General features: G+C 71.0%; 12 protein-coding genes and 2 pseudogenes. 8 read left to right on the top strand and 6 right to left on the bottom strand.

Annotated features, from left to right (window positions below; all coding sequences use genetic code 11):
- Nucleotides 1–149 precede the first annotated feature (149 nt).
- Entirely contained in the window at nucleotides 150–1,640 is a 1,491-nt protein-coding gene (lysS, locus tag FRANEAN1_RS31925; protein WP_020463821.1) for a lysine--tRNA ligase, read from the top strand.
- A gap of 1,244 nt (nucleotides 1,641–2,884) precedes the next feature.
- On the opposite strand, the gene FRANEAN1_RS41760 is transcribed toward lysS, so the two are convergent.
- Nucleotides 2,885–3,295 (bottom strand): hypothetical protein, encoded by a 411-nt coding sequence (locus FRANEAN1_RS41760; RefSeq protein WP_020463820.1) that lies wholly within the window; start codon nucleotides 3,293–3,295, stop codon nucleotides 2,885–2,887.
- Nucleotides 3,296–3,901: 606 nt separating this feature from the next.
- Between FRANEAN1_RS41760 and FRANEAN1_RS31910 the strand changes: the two genes are divergently transcribed.
- Nucleotides 3,902–5,518: a DHA2 family efflux MFS transporter permease subunit gene (locus tag FRANEAN1_RS31910; RefSeq protein ID WP_347176834.1), complete on the top strand. Its 1,617-nt coding sequence runs from the start codon at nucleotides 3,902–3,904 to the stop codon at nucleotides 5,516–5,518.
- A gap of 1,335 nt (nucleotides 5,519–6,853) precedes the next feature.
- Here the strand turns inward: FRANEAN1_RS31910 and FRANEAN1_RS31900 are convergent.
- The gene (locus FRANEAN1_RS31900; protein WP_041255008.1) at nucleotides 6,854–7,474 is read right to left on the bottom strand and encodes a hypothetical protein; all 621 of its coding nucleotides are present in this window, start codon (nucleotides 7,472–7,474) and stop codon (nucleotides 6,854–6,856) included.
- 71 nt (nucleotides 7,475–7,545) lie between these two features.
- Between FRANEAN1_RS31900 and FRANEAN1_RS31895 the strand changes: the two genes are divergently transcribed.
- On the top strand, nucleotides 7,546–7,914 hold the full coding sequence (locus FRANEAN1_RS31895) for an RNA-binding S4 domain-containing protein (RefSeq protein WP_041255007.1): 369 nt from the start codon (nucleotides 7,546–7,548) through the stop codon (nucleotides 7,912–7,914).
- A 13-nt stretch (nucleotides 7,915–7,927) separates the two neighbouring features.
- Here the strand turns inward: FRANEAN1_RS31895 and FRANEAN1_RS31890 are convergent, their stop codons facing one another.
- Complete coding sequence (locus FRANEAN1_RS31890; protein ID WP_347176833.1) at nucleotides 7,928–8,191, bottom strand: hypothetical protein; 264 nt, start codon at nucleotides 8,189–8,191, stop codon at nucleotides 7,928–7,930.
- A 70-nt stretch (nucleotides 8,192–8,261) separates the two neighbouring features.
- A complete protein-coding gene (locus FRANEAN1_RS31885; RefSeq protein ID WP_020463815.1) occupies nucleotides 8,262–8,657 on the bottom strand; it encodes an MmcQ/YjbR family DNA-binding protein in 396 nt (131 codons plus the stop codon).
- Between the two features lie 85 nt (nucleotides 8,658–8,742).
- Between FRANEAN1_RS31885 and FRANEAN1_RS31880 the strand changes: the two genes are divergently transcribed.
- The 3 genes from FRANEAN1_RS31880 to FRANEAN1_RS31870 all read left to right on the top strand — a co-directional run bounded on the left by FRANEAN1_RS31880 (nucleotide 8,743) and on the right by FRANEAN1_RS31870 (nucleotide 13,636).
- Entirely contained in the window at nucleotides 8,743–9,036 is a 294-nt protein-coding gene (locus FRANEAN1_RS31880; RefSeq protein ID WP_347176832.1) for a hypothetical protein, read from the top strand.
- A 481-nt stretch (nucleotides 9,037–9,517) separates the two neighbouring features.
- Nucleotides 9,518–11,770 (top strand): hypothetical protein, encoded by a 2,253-nt coding sequence (locus FRANEAN1_RS31875; protein WP_020463813.1) that lies wholly within the window; start codon nucleotides 9,518–9,520, stop codon nucleotides 11,768–11,770.
- 312 nt (nucleotides 11,771–12,082) lie between these two features.
- The gene (locus FRANEAN1_RS31870) at nucleotides 12,083–13,636 is read left to right on the top strand and encodes a glycosyltransferase family 4 protein (protein WP_020463812.1); all 1,554 of its coding nucleotides are present in this window, start codon (nucleotides 12,083–12,085) and stop codon (nucleotides 13,634–13,636) included.
- A gap of 325 nt (nucleotides 13,637–13,961) precedes the next feature.
- Here the strand turns inward: FRANEAN1_RS31870 and FRANEAN1_RS44295 are convergent.
- Both FRANEAN1_RS44295 and FRANEAN1_RS31860 read right to left on the bottom strand, forming a co-directional pair.
- Nucleotides 13,962–14,255 (bottom strand): annotated as a pseudogene (locus FRANEAN1_RS44295) (PIG-L family deacetylase); the annotation flags it as partial.
- Nucleotides 14,256–14,595: 340 nt separating this feature from the next.
- A complete protein-coding gene (locus tag FRANEAN1_RS31860; protein ID WP_041255005.1) occupies nucleotides 14,596–15,258 on the bottom strand; it encodes a DUF2599 domain-containing protein in 663 nt (220 codons plus the stop codon).
- A gap of 186 nt (nucleotides 15,259–15,444) precedes the next feature.
- On the opposite strand from FRANEAN1_RS31860, the pseudogene FRANEAN1_RS31855 reads away from it, so the two are divergent.
- Nucleotides 15,445–15,684 (top strand): annotated as a pseudogene (locus FRANEAN1_RS31855) (NAD-dependent protein deacetylase); the annotation flags it as partial.
- Nucleotides 15,685–15,847: 163 nt separating this feature from the next.
- Nucleotides 15,848–17,530 (top strand): TerD family protein, encoded by a 1,683-nt coding sequence (locus FRANEAN1_RS31850; RefSeq protein ID WP_020463810.1) that lies wholly within the window; start codon nucleotides 15,848–15,850, stop codon nucleotides 17,528–17,530.
- The last annotated feature ends 40 nt before the right edge of the window (nucleotides 17,531–17,570 follow it).

Raw genomic sequence — 17,570 nt, 5'->3', positions numbered from 1 at the left:
GGCCGGGCCCTCGCGGGCGCGTGGGCGGCGGGGGCGGCTGAGGCGGCCAGTAGGCTTGACCATGCGGGCCGCGGGAACTGCGACGTGCGCGGCGCCGTCAAGACGCCTGGGATTCTCGGGCGGAAGCCTCTCGCAAAAGGGTGTTGTGCATGGCGACGGACGAGTCCACGGCGGGTCCCCGCTCCGGGTATCTCACCGACTCGGTGACCTCCGCCGCGGCCGCCGCCGCGGACGGGACGGCCGTCCGCATCGCCGGCCGGGTGGTGCTCTGGCGACGCATGGGCGGGCTGGTCTTCGGCCACATCCAGGACCGCGCCGGCCGGGTCCAGGTGTCGCTGTCCCGGGACGAGCTCGGGGTCGAGACCTTCCAGGAGTGGGCCCGCGCCGTCAAGATCGGCGACTTCGTCGGCGTCACCGGAACCCTCTACACCACCCGCCGTGGCGAGAGGACCGTCGGCGCCTCCGAGCTCGTCGTCCTGAACCGCACGGTGCGCGCCCTCCCGGACAAGTGGCAGGGCCTGTCGAACGTCGAGGCCCGGCTGCGCCGGCGCTACCTCGACCTGCTGGTGAACAACGACTCCCGGGAGCGGTTCCGCACCAGGGCCCGGACGATCTCCCGCATCCGCCGCTTCCTCGACGACAACGACTTCCTCGAGGTCGAGACGCCGATGCTGCAGGAGGCGGCGTCGGGCGCGGCCGCCCGTCCCTTCATCACCCACCACAACGCCCTTGGAGAGGACTTCTACCTGCGCATCTCGCCGGAGACGTTCCTCAAGCGGGTCGTCGTCGGCTCCCTGGACCGTGTCTACGAGCTCGGCCGTAACTTCCGCAACGAGGGCATGGACCCCTCGCACCTGCAGGAGTTCACGATGCTCGAGTGGTACGCGGCCTACTGGGACTACCGCGACAACATGCGCTTCGTCCGCGAGATGATCCTGGCCGTCCTCGACGACGTCTTCGGTAGCCGGACGGTGACCTACGACGGCGTGAAGCTCGACTTCGGCGCCGACTGGCCCGAACTGGACTACCGGGCCGAGGTCGCCCGGCGGACGGGCATCGACCTCACGGTCGTCCGTGATCTGCCGACCCTGCGGGCGCGCATCAGCGAGCTGGGGCTCGAGGTCGACGACGCGGCCTCCTACGCGGGGCTCGTCGACCTGCTCTACAAGAAGGCCGTTCGCCCGCACCTCGTCCAGCCGTGTTTCCTGGTGCACCATCCGGCGGAGCTCGTCCCGCTGGCCCGGCGCAGCGACGAAGACCCGTCCCGGCTCGACATGTTCCAGGTTGTCGTGAACGGCTGGGAGCTGGTGAAGGCCTACTCCGAGCTCGTCGACCCGGTCGAGCAGCGCCGCCGCCTCGAGGAGCAGGCCGAGCTGCGCGCCGCCGGCGACGACGAGACCATGATGCTGGAAGAGGACTTCATCGAGGCGATGGAGTACGGGATGCCCCCGATGTCCGGGCTCGGCATCGGCATCGACCGCCTCATCGCCCTGCTCACCGATGCCCCGACGCTGCGGGAAGTAGTCCTGTTCCCGCTGATGCGAGACTCCCGCCGCGGCCAGACCGACCCAGCCGCCGGCAACGACGCGAACGCCGCCGATACATCTGACGCGGCTGTCGCGGATCCAAGCGCCGGCTGACACGGGGGCACGTTGACCCGGGCGTCGGCTGACCCGAGTTGTGCTGACCTGAGCTGTGTTGACCCGAGTTGACACGCGGGTTTGAAGCGTGTCCATACGGAGGTTTCTTCCAGCCCGTCAACGCGGCGGCGAGGGCGAGGAGTCGTCCGTGTCGCCGGTGTCATTGGCAACAGTCTCCGAGTCGTGGATTCGTCGGTAGGCAGAATGGGCTGGCCCCTGGTCCCCATCAAGTTGCCGTCCAACGAGATTTCCGGAGGGCCGTTCCGGCTGCCGCCCCGTTGGGGTCACCGCCGCCCTGTCGCTGGCAGCTCGGGTGACCGAGCACATGTGGAACGTGCCCGGGGTAGGGCCGGATGGTGCGTGCGGGAAAAACCTGATGACTTCATCTTCGTCCTCTGGTGTGGGCGGCGCCGGCTGCGGGAATCCCGCATCTGTGGCAGTCACGGAATGCTGCCCGTGAAGAAAGAAACCGCGCCCGCTACGGCGTTTCCCTACCTGTCGACGGCCAAACACTCAACATGAAATCTCCCGGCTGGTACAGGTGGCACGAAAATCCATACCTTCGGACATAGCGGACCATAGTTTTCGTCATATGACTAGGAATTCCCGGACGAGGTCGACGTGATGGTGCTCGCGGACCAGGCCGAGAAATCCCGGGGATTACCCGGAGGGAGTGCTATGAAACTCAAGCGGAAGTCCTGGTTTCTGACTCCGGTGATGGCAGTTCCGACAGCGGTCGCGCTCCTCGGTGCGCCGGCGTCCGCGGCAGCGCCTCCGGCGACGCCCTCAGGGGTGACCGTCGCCAGCGCGGGCAGTGGAGCTGCGAGGATCTCCTGGGCGGACAATTCGGTCGACGAGACCGGCTTCGACGTCACTAACGGCTCGGAGGTACGCCGCGCCGGCGCGAATGCCACCAGCTTCAACTGGACCGGGCTCGGCACAGGCCCGGCCTGCTTCCAGGTCCGCTCTGCCAATGCGGACGGGCCCTCCTCCTGGGCGCCGACCGGCAAGACCTGTCTGACCGGCGGTGGCACCACCACCGCTGGTGGGAGGGCTGCTGGGGGCGCCGTCGTCGGCGGGAGCACCGTCGGCGGCACCACCGCTGGCGGGAGAGCTGGCACCACTGTCGGCGGGAGCACTGTCGGCGGCACCACCGTCGGCGGAACCGGGAACACCGTCAACACCCAAGTCAACCAGACCACGAATATCACTACTGTCAACAACAGCATTCAGCAGATCAACACTCAGATAAACAACACGTCCGACCCGGCGCTCAGGGCTGAACTCGAAAGGCAGAGGGCGGAGCTCCAAAAGCTGAAGGAACAGAAGGACAGTAACCCTGGCGGTACGGTCCCGAGCGCGCCGCCGAGTACGCCGAGCACGCCGCCGAGTACGCCGAGCACGCCGAGCACGCCGCCGAGTACGCCGCCGAGTGTGCCGAGTACGCCGAGTACGCCGAGTACGCCGAGTACGCCGCCGAGTGTGCCGAGTACGCCGAGTACGCCGAGCGCGCCGAGTACGCCGAGTACGCCGCCGAGTGTGCCGAGCACGCCGAGTACGCCGAGCACGCCGAGCACGCCGAGCACGCCGAGTACGCCGAGTACGCCGCCGAGTGTGCCGAGCACGCCGAGCACGCCGCCGCCGGCTGGTGACACGGTCCCGAGTACGCCTTAAAAAATCTTTACCTGAAAGGGGGAACTGTCAGGTATCCCGACGACGGCCCGGCCGTTGGGCCAGGAGGGCACGATGCTCCTGGCCCCGGTCGTGGCCGCCCCGGCTACTGCTCATGGACCTGCCAGAACGCCGACTCCGCCACCAGAAAAGACGACCCGGCGCCCTGCGATATGCGGTACCCGATTTATTTAAGTAGAAGAATCACGGGACCAGCCCTCTCTCAAAGATCAGAATATCCGGCCACCCCGAAACCGCCAAAAACCCGAAACCAGCGACAGCAGGCCGCAGGCATCCAGTCACCCCTGGCCCTCCAAACCCCGGTGCGTAGGCGCTCGGCTGAATGCGTGGCGGGTGCGACTGGGGGTGAGGGGCTGGGGTTGACCTCTACTTCGGTTTAGGTGTGAGGCTGGGGTGGTCGGTGCCGGGTGGTGCCCTTGGCGGGGCCGGGTGGGAGGGATGGCGCGGTTGTGAGCAGTGATCTGGGCAGCTTGGCGGGTCCGGAGGAGGCAGGGGAACCACAGGAGGCAGGGGAGCTACGAGCGGAAGGGGAAAGGGAAGGGATCCGAGGGGAGCCGGGTGGGCGATCCGTGCCATCCGGCTCGGCCGGGCCGCCGCACACCGGGCTGGTGTTCACGGTGCTCGTGCTCGGTGGCCTGCTCGTCGTTCTGGATATCACGATCATCAATGTCGCGATCCGCACGCTGGCGGCGGATCTCGATGCTTCACTGCCGGTGATCCAGTGGGTTTCGACGGGATACACCCTGGCGCTGGCCGTGACCGTGCCGACGACAGCATGGCTGGTGGCACGGTTCGGTTCCGGACGTGTCTACATGGTGGCCCTGAGTCTGTTCGTGCTGGGGTCGGTGCTCTGCGGTCTGGCCTGGAACATCGACGCGCTCATTGCCTTCCGGGTGGTGCAGGGGATCGGCGGTGGCCTGGTCAACCCGGTCGCGATGACGATTGTGCTACGGGCCACGCCGCCGGAGCGGCGCGGGCGCGCCATGGGCCTGTTGGGTCTGCCGGTGCTCGTCGGGCCGGTGATCGGGCCGACGCTGGGCGGCTGGCTGGTCGACATCTCCTGGCGGTGGATCTTCCTGGTCAACCTGCCGCTGGGCCTGGCCGCGCTCCTGCTCGCGAGCCGAGTCCTGCGCCCGGTCACCGCGGCCGCGGGTGCCGTCCAGCGGGGCGGCACGCTTGAGAGTGCTGACGGGCGGCTCGACGTCCCAGGGTTGGCGCTTGTCGCGCCGGGGCTGGCGCTGTTCGTCTACGGGCTGGCGGAGAGCGGGCGGCGCGGGACTGTGACCTCGGCAGGTGTGCTCGTGCCGGCGCTGGCCGGGCTCGCGTTGGCGGTGGTGTTCGTGGTTCGGGCCGCTCGGATGCGCGCCCCACTGGTCCAGGTTGCGCTGTTGCGGCTGCGGGCTGTCGCGTCAGGGACGGCGACGCTGGCGCTGTTCGCGGCGGCCTACTTCGGTTCGATGTTCGTCCTGCCGCTTTACTGGCAGCTCGTGCGGGGGCTCAGCCCCGCGGAGACGGGGATGCTGGCGATCCCGCAGGCGCTCGCTACCGGGGCTTCGCTGCAGGTGGCGAGCCGGATGGTCGACCGGGTTCCGCCTGCCCGCGTGGTGGGCTTCGGGATCGTGACGGCGTCCTGCGGGCTGATCACCGCGACGCTGTTGCTCGGCGTTGACACCCCGTACTGGCAGATGGTGGTGGCGATGTCCGTCATGGGGGTCGGCGCGGGCTCGACGATCATGCCGACGATCACGACAGCGCTGCGGCATCTGAGTGACCGGGACGCGCCGTCCGGCAGCACGCTGCTGACCATCACCAACCAGGTGAGTGTCTCGATCGGAACCGCCCTGACCTCCGTCGTACTCGCGGCCGGCCTCACCACCCAGGGCGTGGCCGGTGCGGCCGGTGGCGGCGGCGAGGGCGTGCTGCCGACCGTGGTGGACGGCCCGGCCGCCGCCCGGCTTGCCGAGGCCTGCCAGGACACGCTGTTCGTGTCCGCCGCGCTGCTGGTCGCCGCGCTCGTCGTGGCGCTGACAGCGATCCCGGGCGGTCCGTTCAGTGCTTCTCGACGTCGCCGGGTCCAGCCGCGTATCCGTGCTCCTCGACGTCGCCGGGTTCGGCCTCGCGGGGAGGCGCAGGATCAGTCGCCGGTTCGAGCAGCGCGGACAGGCGATCTGACTCCGCCGCGGTGAGCTCCCGCAGCAGCGGGAGGCTGGCGAGCAGATCGGTGACCGGGAGCCTGTTCGGGCCGCGCGGCGCGGCGACCTGGGTCGTGAAGTCGCAGACGAGACTGCGGTCGTCGGCGATCGGGAGACGCGCCTTCGTGACTCGGGCGCCCGGCCCGAGTGCCTCGGCGAGCGCGGCGAGCCGCTCGTCCCGCGTGACGTCGATGTTGTCCTCTCCGCGGTAGACGATCGTCCGGCCCTCCGCCGCGATCTCCAGTTCTGCCACGGTGGTTCCGGTCGCCCGGGTAAGGAGGCCGGCGAGTGGAACGCCGTCGGACCGCCCGCCGGAACCCTTTCCGTGCGGATCGTCCGCCTGGCCGTCCAGGTAGGCGGTGAACTGCTGGGCGCGCAGCGCGAGCAGTTTCCGCTCGATTTTCCACTCGAACGGCGGGTTTTCATCCGTGACGTTTCTCGAAACCGACCGCAGCTGATATGAACGGGCCCGCAGGACGCCGATGTTCTGGGTGACGTAGTGCTGTAGGTTCGGCGTCGCGGAGTCGACGTGCAGGCGCGCGATCTGTTCCAGGCTCGCGCGGCGGCCGAGCCGCCGCCAGAACACCGGGTCGGTTATCTCCTCGCCGGTCAGCAGGAATTCCAGGGCGGCGTCGGTGACCTCGCCGGAGAGATCGCGGACACCCGGAAATCCGGCGATGTTTCCCCCGGAGCCCACCCAGACGGCCTGGAGGAACTGGTTCAGCAGCCGGGACTGCCGGCGTCGCAGGCTGGCGGTGACGATCTCGGCGGCGCGCCGGGTTCCCTCGACCGCGAGCGCGCGCGCCGCGTCGATGCCCTGGCTGAACCCGTCGGCGATGGCCGAGGCGTTCACGGCGTCGAGGACACCGCGGCCGTCCTGCGTCAACGCCGTCGAGATGATTCTGATGTCGGGGGAGCGATCCCGCCGCTCGATCATCGTGGCGAGGCCGTCGGCATCGGTGAGCAGGGTGTTGGCGGTGCCCGCCTCCGCGGCGAGGCGAACATGGGCGTCGCCCGCGTTCCGGTAGCGCCCGATGCTGAAGACGATCGGCTCGCGGTCCTCGACGAGGGCGACGTCCCGGACGAAGTAGTCGACGTCCCCGCCGAACTTCAGGTACATGAAACGTTGACCCGCGGCCGCGTCGTCCGGCCATTCGAGGACGAAGTCGGGCATATATGAATGATTGAAGTACCCGGTGTCCCGGATCTGCACGGAGGAATCGGTCGCCTTTATTTCTCTGGCGACGACGGCCTTGATGCTGCCGATACTCTCCTGTGTGCTGGAGATGCTCAACGCGGCGTCCAGCTCGGCGGCGTAGGTTGGGGTGGTCACCTGGCTCCCCTCTCGGTGCCGATGCCTCGAAGTATATTCAGGTTCTCGGCGGAGATGACCAGCTTCTCCTGACGCTCCGAGAGTACGATGATCCACAGGCGCTCCGCGACGCTCTCGCAGGTCTCGTCCGAGACGAGGCTGCCCTCGTGGTCGCGCGGGCAGCCGAGGACTCTCCGGTGATGCGTGAGGACGGCCGACCTGACCTCGTTCGGTGAGCAGAGGTCCGGCCAGCGGGTCACCAGGAACGGCGCCCAGGTGATCCACATGAAGTGGTCGATGCGGGCCGGCTGCAACGACAGTGCCCGGTAACACTTCGCGAGAAACTCCACGTAAAGCGTTCCCTGGTCATGATGGCCGTTGTAGAACTTCGACTCCGCGACGAACTCGTGGCCCTGGAACTCACCGCCGAGCAGCACGCCGCCCAGGTCGTAGGAGAAGCCGCGTCCGTCCGCCCACTGGTAGCTCAGTTTCGCGACCGCCACCGGTTCCGGGGTGACGTAGTAGACGTTCGCGCGGGTCGTGGCCTCGAGCCACAGTTTTGCCCGGCGGGCTCCGTCGGCTCCGCGCAGGTGCAGTTCCTCCCCCGCCATGGTCGCGAGGCTATCGAACCCGATCATTCGTGGGTCATCGCCGCGTGTCGGTAGCGATGGGACTCGTCCGGGGGCGGCCGGTTCGTAGAGTCTTCATTATGGCGTCGGTGGAGGAGAGCACTCGGATCGACATCTGGATCTGGTCCGTCCGGCTCATGAAGACGCGGACGCAGGCCGGAGATGCCTGCCGCGGCGGCCACGTCCGTCTCAACGGCGAGCGGGTGAAGCCGGCGCGCATGGTCCGCGCCGGCGACGAGGTGCGCCTTCGCCAGGCCGGCCATGAACGCATCGTCGTGGTCACCAAGGTCCTCACCAAGCGGGTGGGCGCCGCCGTGGCGGCGGAGTGCTACATCGACAACAGCCCGCCGCCCCCGGAACGTCTTCCGGTGATGGCGGTTCGCGACCGTGGGACGGGACGTCCGACCAAACGTGACCGCCGCGCGGTGGAACGCCTGCGCAACCGCTGACCGGCCGCGGTGGTCAGGGCTCGGTGGTCAGGGCCCGGCTGAGCCGCCAGGTGACGAGACCCAGCTCGGTGGCCTCCGCCGCCTCCAGCTCGGCCACAGTGGTGATGTGGCGGCGGGCGATGACGACCAGCCATCCGGGCAGTGCGCAGTTGATCGCGTGCGCGACCCGCCAACCGGTGCCGACGAGGATTCGTTGCCACGGCGGCAGATCGTTGAGCGCCGCATTACCGCCGCAGGAGTAGCAGTCGTCCGTACCGGAATCCTGGACGGGCTCCATGACGGTGACTGTAACGCCTCCGCCGTGGGGAATCGATACCCGCGACGTCGGCCCGCTGCTCGGCGGAAGGTCACCGGGCATCCAGGTATGCCCTCGCGGCGCGTTTCGGGGCCCGCAGCAGCCAGGCCTCGACGACCAGCTCGTCCAGCTCCTCGACGGAGATCCGGTCGAGACGGACCAGGACCGCCGGGTAGCCGTCGAAGTGCGGGACGGTGAAGAAGACCGTCGGGCTGTCGGCGATCAGCGCGTTCTTGACTCCTTCGTCGGCGACGCGCACACCCAGGACCGGGCCGTCCGGCGCTTTCTCGCCGCGGGCCGCGAACGCGGCGAGGTCTGTTTTCCGCAGGGGGCGCTCCCACACGAAGCCCTTGTCCCGTACCCGCCACGAGGCCGAACCGTATGAGGGGCTCTCGTTCGTCTCGGGCAGCGCCAGCGCCAGCCGGCGCACGTCGTCCCAGGTCGCCATGGCCACACCGTATGCCCGCGGTTCGGTCACGTCGCGGAGGAGACAATCGCACGGGTCGGGGTGATCCGGAGGGATAGTGGCCGGCATGGGACGTATCCTCTCGCGGGCGGGGGTGACGGCGACCTGTGTGTCGCTGCTGGTACTCCTGTCCGGATGCGGCGACGACGACAAGCGGGGGATGGGTGACGCGCCCGTCCTGAACCGGCGCGGGGATGACACGCCGGCCGAGGTGTTCAATTTCCCGGATCACTTCGGGAACCTGGCCACGAAATGCGTCGGCCACGGCCTTCGCGGCTACACCACCACACATTTCGCCGACGACGACGGCTACATTCCCTCGGCCAACACCAAGATTGTCCCGGACCCGGACTGCCGATGATCTGAGGCCGGGCCGCCGGGCCGCCGGGCCGCCGGGCCGCCGGGCCGGACAGTGACCGAGGCGCCACGGCGACCGTGCCACCCATGTCGGTCGGCCGACCCCCGTTTGCCAGCCCACTTCTGTCGTCCGGCCCACTCCCGTCTGTCGGTCCGCCACATCCCGTCGCCCGTCCGTCGCTGCCAAGCCACCCAGGTCCCGTCAGGCCCCTTCGCCGGGCTGCCCATGCCCGCCGGGTCGCGACGTCCACCGGGGTGCCCCTGGCCGGCGCGTGGTGCCGAGCGAGCCCCGAGCCCCGGTTTCGGCCGTCCCGGAGCGGTTTCTTATCATTTCAGGCGCTGCGGACGGCACATTCGGTGTGATCGACAGATCGCGGATGAGTGGTGCGATCGAGGTTGAATGGGGCTGACACGGATGACCGGGAACGCGCCGCGCCGGATCACGGCACGACCATGACGGACGCCGCCGCACCCCGCCGCCGCCGATGACTGTCGACTCCCCGGTCGGCGCGTCGACCGGAGGTGGTCCGACCACGGCGGACAGCACCGCCGGGACGCTCCCGGGTGCACCCGTCGACCTGGCCGACGGCACCGGTCACGCGGAGCCGTCCGGAGCGGGCACGCACGCAGGCCCACGAGCCCGGCGGTTCCGGTGGTTCCGGCAAAGCCGGCACTTCCTGCGGGTCCAGTCGTTCCGCTTCCGGTCGCCGGCCGGCGTCGTCGCTGTGGTCGCGCTCCTGTCCTTCGTCGCGAGCCTGGTCCTGCGGGCCACGCTGTACCCGGACGGCTCCGGCGACGCGGACGAGGCCGCCTACATCCTCCAGGCGCGGATGCTGCTCGAGGGGCGGCTGACCCTGGACGCGGGCGCCGTCGAACCGTTCTTCCGGCCGTGGCTGACGGGTGTGCACGACGGTCACGTGTTCACCAAGTACCTGCCCGGCTGGCCGGCGTTGCTCGCGCTGTCCCAGGTGCTGTTCGACACGATGGCCGTGGCGCCCGCCGCCGTCGCCGGGGTCTGGGTCGTCGGGACCTACCGGCTTTCCCGCGAGCTCTTCGACCATGCCTGGAGCGCGGTGGCCGCCGCTGTGGGCGTCGCGCTCTCACCGCTGGTCCTCCTGCATACGGCACTGCCACTCGCCTACGCCCCGGGGGCGGCCGTGCTCGTCCTGGCCAGCGCGGAGCTGTTGCGCGGTGCACGGACGGGGGCGCGGGCCGCCCTGGCCGGCGGCGGCGCGGGCCTGGGGCTGGTGCTGCTGATCCGGCCGTTCGACGTCGTGCTCGTGCTCCTCCCGCTGGCCGCGCTCGCGGCCGCGCGGCGCCGGCGGGAGCTCGGGACGCTGCTGCGGCGCTCGGGCTGGGCGGTGCTCGGCGCACTGCCCCTGGTCACCGCCCTGCTCGCCTACTGCTGGCGGGTCACCGGATCGCCCCTGCGTATGCCGCTGTCGGCCTCGGACCCACTGGACCGGTTCGGTTTCGGCCCGCGCCGGATCCTGCCGTCCGAGTCGAGTTTCCTGTTCACCCGCCGGCTGGCGCTCGACGCCCTCCAGGAGACGCTCGAGGTGGCGCCGAGCTGGTTCTTCGGCGGTGCCGCGCTGATCGCGCTGGCCGCCGTCGGCCTGGTGGCGCCGCGGCGGCGACTCGAGCGCCTGTTCCTGCTCGCGACGACGGGCGTGGTGCTGGCCGGCTACACGTTCTGGTGGGGGTCGGCGTTCGCCATGCCGGGCCTGCGCAACGGCCTCGGCCCGCACTACCATCTGGCCGCGTTCACCCCGGTCGTCATCCTCGCGGCCGACGGCGCCCGATGGCTGTGGACGTTCCTCCCGGCACAGTTGCCGCTGTTCCGCCGCCCGGGGGCATCCGTGCCGGGTACCGCGCGCGGCCTGGCCTGGCGCATGGTCCGTCCGGGGGCTGTAGCGCTCGCCGTCGCCGGGCTCGTCGCGATCACGGTGCCGACCCTGCAGCCCCGGATCGACGTGCAGCGCGGGGTCAACGAGGGCAACGACTTCCTGGCCGCGCTGCTCCCGGACAACCTGGGCGGGCCGGCCGTGGTGCTGGTGACGCCGACAGTCCCGAGCCGCTACACGCAGGTTCCCTACCATTCGCTGCGGAACTCCCCCGACCTCGACGGACCTGTCGTCTTCGCGGCGGACATCGGGCCGGGCTCGGCCGCGCTGCCTGACCGGATGCCGGACCGGGCGATGTTCCGCCTGCGGCCGGACGAGATCGCAGACCCGGCGGTCCCGGGCAGCTTCCGGGGGTCCTTCGTGCCGCTGAGGCAGGTCACCGGGAGCCGCGTCGAGATCCGTGTACAGGTACGGATTCCCGGTGACGCTGGGACGGCACCCGTGCGGTCGGGGGATGCGCGGCTGTACGTCCGCCTCGGCGGGGAGGTCCGCACCCTGCGAACAGCCGTCCCGGTGACGATCACGCACACGTTCGTGCTCACCACCGGTCCCGGCACCGGCCCGGACGAGATCGGGACCGCCGGCGCGTCGCTGCCCGCCGAGCTCGTCGTCGGGTTCACCGACGGCACCGGCCCGGCGAGCGGGGCCTGGGAGGAGCGGTTTCCCCTGGTACGCCGCCCCGGTGGCGACCTCTCCCTGCTCGCTCCCGGGCTGGGCTGGCGCCGACTGTCCAAGGTGGCTGGCAGCGGCGCGGCCGGCGGCGACGGCCAGTGGCTCCCGGCCACCGCGAAACCCACCTTGGACGTCTCGCTGACCGGCGCCGCTGCCCGCTGACGCCATCCGCTGACGACCGCCGCCGCCCGCTGACGGTCGCGGGCATTCGCTGACGACCGCCGGCGTCCGGTGACGGCCGCTACGACGGACTGGCCAGCCGGCCTGCCGCGGCGGCAGCGGATCTTTCCGTGTAAACCGGTGGCATTCCGCGCGCAACGAAGATTAGTGGTGGCCGGTACCGAAATTCGGATGGTGGTTAACGCTGGTGAAGAATCCGATACGCCAGCCGCTGCGGCCAAGGTCGTCGGGAGTAACGTGCGTGCGCTGTCTTACCTTTAACCACCTTCGTCGAAGGGTGGGATCTGGGGAACTATGGGATTTCTCCGAACGTTCCGGACGTTATCCGTTCTTTTTCTGTGCGAGCAGTACCCGCCCATCGTCTGGGACGGCGCGGGTACCTATACCGCCGCACTCGCGGCGGCGCTGGTGGGGCTCGGGCACAACGTTCATGTTCTCTGTGCCCAGGGCCGCCAGTTCACCGACACGGTGGAGCACGGGGTGCACGTGCACCGACGTCCGCTGCTGCAGGTCCCGATCACCAGGGCGCTGGGCGGGTTCGGCGCGCGGCTGCGCGGTCCGCTCCATCCGCGCGACTCGCTGGCGCTGCGGGCGAGCCTCGCGCTGTCCTACAGCACCTGGATGCGCCAGATCGGCCTGCGCCCCGACGTGATCGAGACACAGGACGGCGAGACGCGCGGGCTGATCGAGGCCCTGTGCCGCACTCGTCCGCTGGCGATCCACCTGCACTGCCCGACGATGCTCACAGTCCGGATGGCCGGACAGCCGCTGGGCGTCCGCGGCCAGCTGGCGGATCGGCTGGACCGCGCGTCCGCGAGCCTCGCCGCCGTCGTCACATCCCCGTCGCAACTCCTCGTGGACGAGCTGCGGCGGGACGGCTGGCTGGGCGACCGCGATGTCGAGGTGATCCCGAACCTCTTCGACGCCGGCCCGTGGCGGGACATCCCGGACGCGCGCGGCACCGAGCCGACCATCGCGGTGGTGGGCCGGCTCGAGCCCTACAAGGGCGTGGACGTCCTGCTCGAGGCGTCGGCGCGGCTGCGTGCCGCCGGCGTCGCCCACCGGCTGGCGGTCGTCGGGCGCTCGTCGGGCGTGATCGACGGCGTGCCGTCAGGTGCCTGGCTGGCCCGCCGGGCCCGTGAGCTGCGCCTCGACGTCGAGTTCAGCGGGCATCTGGCGGGGCGTGAGGTCCGTGACGTCTATCGCGGTGCCCGGGTGGTGGCCGTGCCCAGCCGTTTCGAGAGCTTCTCGATCGTCGCGGCCGAGGCGATGGCGGCCGGGCGCCCGGTGGTCGTGACGAAGCGGACCGGGATCGCCCCCTTCGTGCAACGGTGGGGCGCGGGAAGCGTGGTGGAGACCGGTGACCCGGGCGCGCTGGCCAGCGCGTTGGCTCCCTTCCTCCTCGACGCCGGACGGGCGGTCGCCGTCGGGGAGCGCGGGCGGCTGGGGGTGGCCGAGCTCGACCCGCAGGCCATCGCCCGTCGGAAGGAGGCGGCCTACCTGCGGGGAATCGCCGAGTTCAACGACCGGATCCGCGTCCGGGACCGGTTCATCGGCCAGAGCCGTCCCCGGAACCGGAACCGGAACCGGAACCCGACCCGGGATCACGATCGGTGGCCGGGCCGTGCGGGGCGGCCGGGCCCGGAACAGGTGTGGGAGCACGAGAAGGGACGGGACCAGGGCCGGGACCACGGCCACTTCCGCGACCCGGCGGCGGGGAGTGCGGCCGCCCCGTGCCCCGAGCCCCGCCAGCTCGCCACGGACGGTCGAAATCGAGGTGCCGTAGGCCGTCGGCCGCCACATAGACCTCGTACCGACTCTCCAAGGTCGCCAGCAGGGAGCCAGTGAGCGGCGCCCCAGGACCCGGGCGCTGATCGCCCTCCGCGCCGGGCCCGACCTGCGTGACGTGCGCGGCGAGGGCGTGCTTCTGCCGTTCCCGCAGGCCGCGGGCGTCCACCAGGAGCGGGCGCCGTTCGCGCACCCGTTGGACCGGTGCCAGCAGGAGCCGTCGTGCCGACCAGTGCCCGGTCCCGTGGCCGAGGGTCCACGGCCAGTGCGTCCACAGCCACACGGTGTACTCGAGGATCTCTCCGTCGAAGCCGCCCGCCCGCACCGCGCGGCGCACCGCCTCGTGGGTGGCATCGTGGTCGGGATGTCCCTCGCACGAGGCCGGCGCCAGGATCTGAGCGGGGGACCGGGCACTGATCACCTCGCCGAGCCGGGCCGCGACGCTGTCGACGCACCCGGGCAGCTCGGAGTCGGGGAACCCCAGGAAGATCACATCAGTCTCGGAGACACCGAGGCGGGCGCAGGCCCGCCGCGCCTCAGCCCGTCGCATCTCGGCGAGCTCCGCAGGCGAGTGCTTCTCGACCAGGCGCTGCGCGGGTGGGCCTGCCGCTGATCCGCCGCGGGCCCCGTCGCTCACCAGCACGACGGTCACCGGCGTCCCGGCCGCGCGTTTGCGCATGATGGCCACCGCGCAGCCCAGGGTCTCGTCGTCGGGATGCGGTGCCACGACCAGACACGGCGCCGCGGCCATCGACGCGGTGATGTCGATCCCCCGGCGCTCCCACACCCGTCGCCAGAAGGAACGCGCCGGCACCATCACCCGCTCATGCCCCAGCCACACATCCCCGGGAACCATCCGTCGAGCCAGCAGCGAAATGTTCATCCCGTGCCTTCCGCGCCCCCATTCTCCAGCCAATTCAAACAACAAATACAGCGGTTTGGACGGGCGTCGCGGCGGGCGAATCCGATGTGCGGCGGTTGAGAGAGTCCATGGTGACACTGGACCGCCACAGTTCGGGTCAGGCGTGTTCTCCCGAGGCCCGGTGTTGCGGGGGGATTCCGTCGGGGCGTTCGGTGGCCAGGGGGGCGCTGGTCGGGTCGGTGCCGAGGTTGTTTCCGCAGCGGGTGGAGATCCAGCGGCGGCGCCCGGGGGTCGGCCGCCAGCTCTCGACGTCGAAGCTGTCGCCGGTGGCGTACTCCTCGCCGCCGCGGCCCGGTACCAGCGCGAGGGACTCATGGCAGCGGAGCTGGTCCTGCAGGCTCTCCGTGACCGCCGGGTCCACCCCACCGACACAGCCCTGGACGGCTTGCCAGATCTCGGCACTCGCGGCATCCCGGTCATCGGCGTGCCGGGCCTCCTCGGTAGGCCACACGGAGATACGGAAATCCCCGCCCGCCCATCGCTGCAGGGTGATCTCCTCGACGTAGCGGCTCGAACCGCAGTACGGCGCCCCCGGGGCCGGCCGCGTGCCAGCGCCGCCGTCGTCGCCCGCGTTGCCGGGAGCCACGGCGGCGAGGCTGGGAGCGGCGGTGGCTGTAGCAGTCGGCGTGGTCGTGGCGGCCTCCGTGTCGGCGTCGGTCTCCGAGTCGGAGCCGCGGAGCACCGCCACCCCGACGGCCATGGCAGCCAGCACCCCGACGGTTCCGCCGAGGGCACCGCGCGACCGCCGCTGCTCCGCCACCCGACGAGCGTATGGCGTTCGGGCGGTCCGGTCCGGCCGAGCGAGCCAACCCGGTGACCCCGCCCCGACTTCGCGACACCGACCCTGACACGCGCGCCGATATCCGCGCCGCGCCGGCGGTGATGATGGAACGGTGAGCACACCGATCCCCGGCGAACTGGACCGCCCCGGCGAACTGGGAGGATGCTGCGCGCCTGCTCGTCCTGGCTGGACGCGCTGGCCGGCGCCGGGCGCCGGCTGGTGGTCGTCGAGATCGGCGCGGGGACGGCGGTGCCCACCGTGCGCCGCATGGCCGAGTCGGCCGCGGGCGGGCGGCTGATCCGCGTCAACCCGGCCCCGGACAGGCTCTCGCCAGGCTCAGGAGTCTCCGTGCGGCTCGGCGCGCTCGCCGCCCTCACCGAGCTGGACGCCCGCCTGACGGCCTGAGCGCCGGGCCGAGGCCCGCCGTGATCGGTCGTGACACTTACCGATAACTTTTACGAAACAGGGAGCCTTGTATTCCTGTTTGCCGCGAGGGGGCGGCCGTCTGGTCGGGCGTCGCGCGGCACCGCTTTGTCCTCCGACGGCCCGGGCTGCTGATGGAGGACCGATGGTCGCTGTACCCACCCTGCCGAAGGGCGCCAACACCGTCATACCGACGGAGGTCGTCACAGCCGTCGTCAGCTCGGCTTCGGGCGAGCCGGTGGATGTCTGCGCCGTGCTGGTGACGAGCGCCGGCCAGGTCCGGTCGGACGCCGACATCGTGTTCTACAACCAGCCCCGGCACAGCTCCGGCGCGGTCAGCCTCGTCTCCTCCGGTGCCGGCGCCACGCTGACCGTCGCCCTGCCGGACGTCGAGCCCGACATCGTCACCGTGGTGGTCGCGGGATCGGTCGACGACGGGACCTTCGCCCAGGTCGACGGCCTGCGGTTGCGCATCGACGGCGTCGCGGGCCGGCCGCTCGTCGAGTTCGCGTCGGCGACGTCCGACCCGGTGACGACGATGGTCTTCGGCGAGATCTACCGTCGGGGAGGCGGGTGGAAGTTCCGCGCCGTCGGCCAGGGCTGGGCCAGCGGCCTCGCCGGCCTGGCCCGCAGCTTCGGGATCGCCGTCGAGGAGCCGGACGAGGCCGCCGGGAACGGCGAGACCACCGGGATCGCGGCCTCGCCACCCGCATCGCCGCCGCCGGCCGCACCGGTCCGACCGCCCGCACCGGGCCGGCCGGCCGAGCCGGCGCGCCGGGCCGACTGGTACCCCGACCCTGCGGCGCCCGGCCTGCTGCGGTGGTGGGACGGCACGACCTGGGCGTCCCGCACCAGGCAGCCCTTCGTCGAGTCGGAGGCGACCTGCGGCAGGTGCGGCGCGGCGAAGCGGCGGCGCCTGTTCTCCGCCCCGGTGCCCTGCGTGGCATGCGAGGACGAGATCCGCCGGGTCCTGGCCGACTGGCGGCGGCGGCTCGTCGAGGCGGTGGACGCCGGTCCCGGCGCGCCCGGGCTGGACGCGCTGTGGGCCGAGCTGCGCTTCCAGCTGGTGCCGGAGGCCGCCGGCCAGCAGGTGTTCCGGTCGGTCGCCCTCGCCTACCTCCAGCGGATCGTCACCTTCGCGTTCGGTGACGAGCTCATCGAGGAGCACGAGTACCAGCTCTTCGAGGACGAGGCCCGCCGCCTGGGCGTCGCGGACCCGGCCGTCGAGGAGATGCGCCGCAGGCTCCGCCGGGGACTCGACCTCTCCCGCATCCGCAACGGCGACCTGCCGCGGGAGACGTCCTCGACGCTGCACCTCGATCTCGACGAGATCGTGCACCTGGACACCGACGTGGTGCAGGTCCGCCAGCTCGCGAGCGGTCCCCGGCACACGCCCGGACGTCTGGTCGTCAGCAACCGCAAGCTGCGGTTCCTCGCCCAGAACGGTGGCGGGACGGAGACCGCCTGGTCGAAGATCGTGGCCGTCGCGGCGGGCTACGGCACCATCGACGTCTCGGCGACGACGAGCCGTGGCGGTGGCACCTACCAGGTCGGGGACCCCGAGTACGTGGCGGCGGTCCTCGCCGGCACGCTGCGGATCGCCCGCCGGCTGGTGATCGCGCCCGGCGCCCGGGACAGCCGTGCCATCTCCCAGGCGGTGAAGGCCGAGGTCTGGCAGCGTGACGGCGGCGCGTGCGTGCAGTGCCAGGCCACCGAGTACCTGGAGTTCGACCACGTCATCCCGCACAGCCGCGGCGGGGCCAGCAGCGTGAACAACCTCCAGCTGCTCTGCCGCCGCTGCAACCTGGAGAAGGGCGCCCGGATCTGACAGCGGCCGCGCCTGCCGGGTTTCCCACGTCGGCCGGGCG

This window comes from Parafrankia sp. EAN1pec (assembly GCF_000018005.1).
GTDB lineage: Bacteria > Actinomycetota > Actinomycetes > Frankiales > Frankiaceae > Parafrankia > Parafrankia soli.
This window is presented reverse-complemented; position numbering and strand designations above follow the sequence as displayed.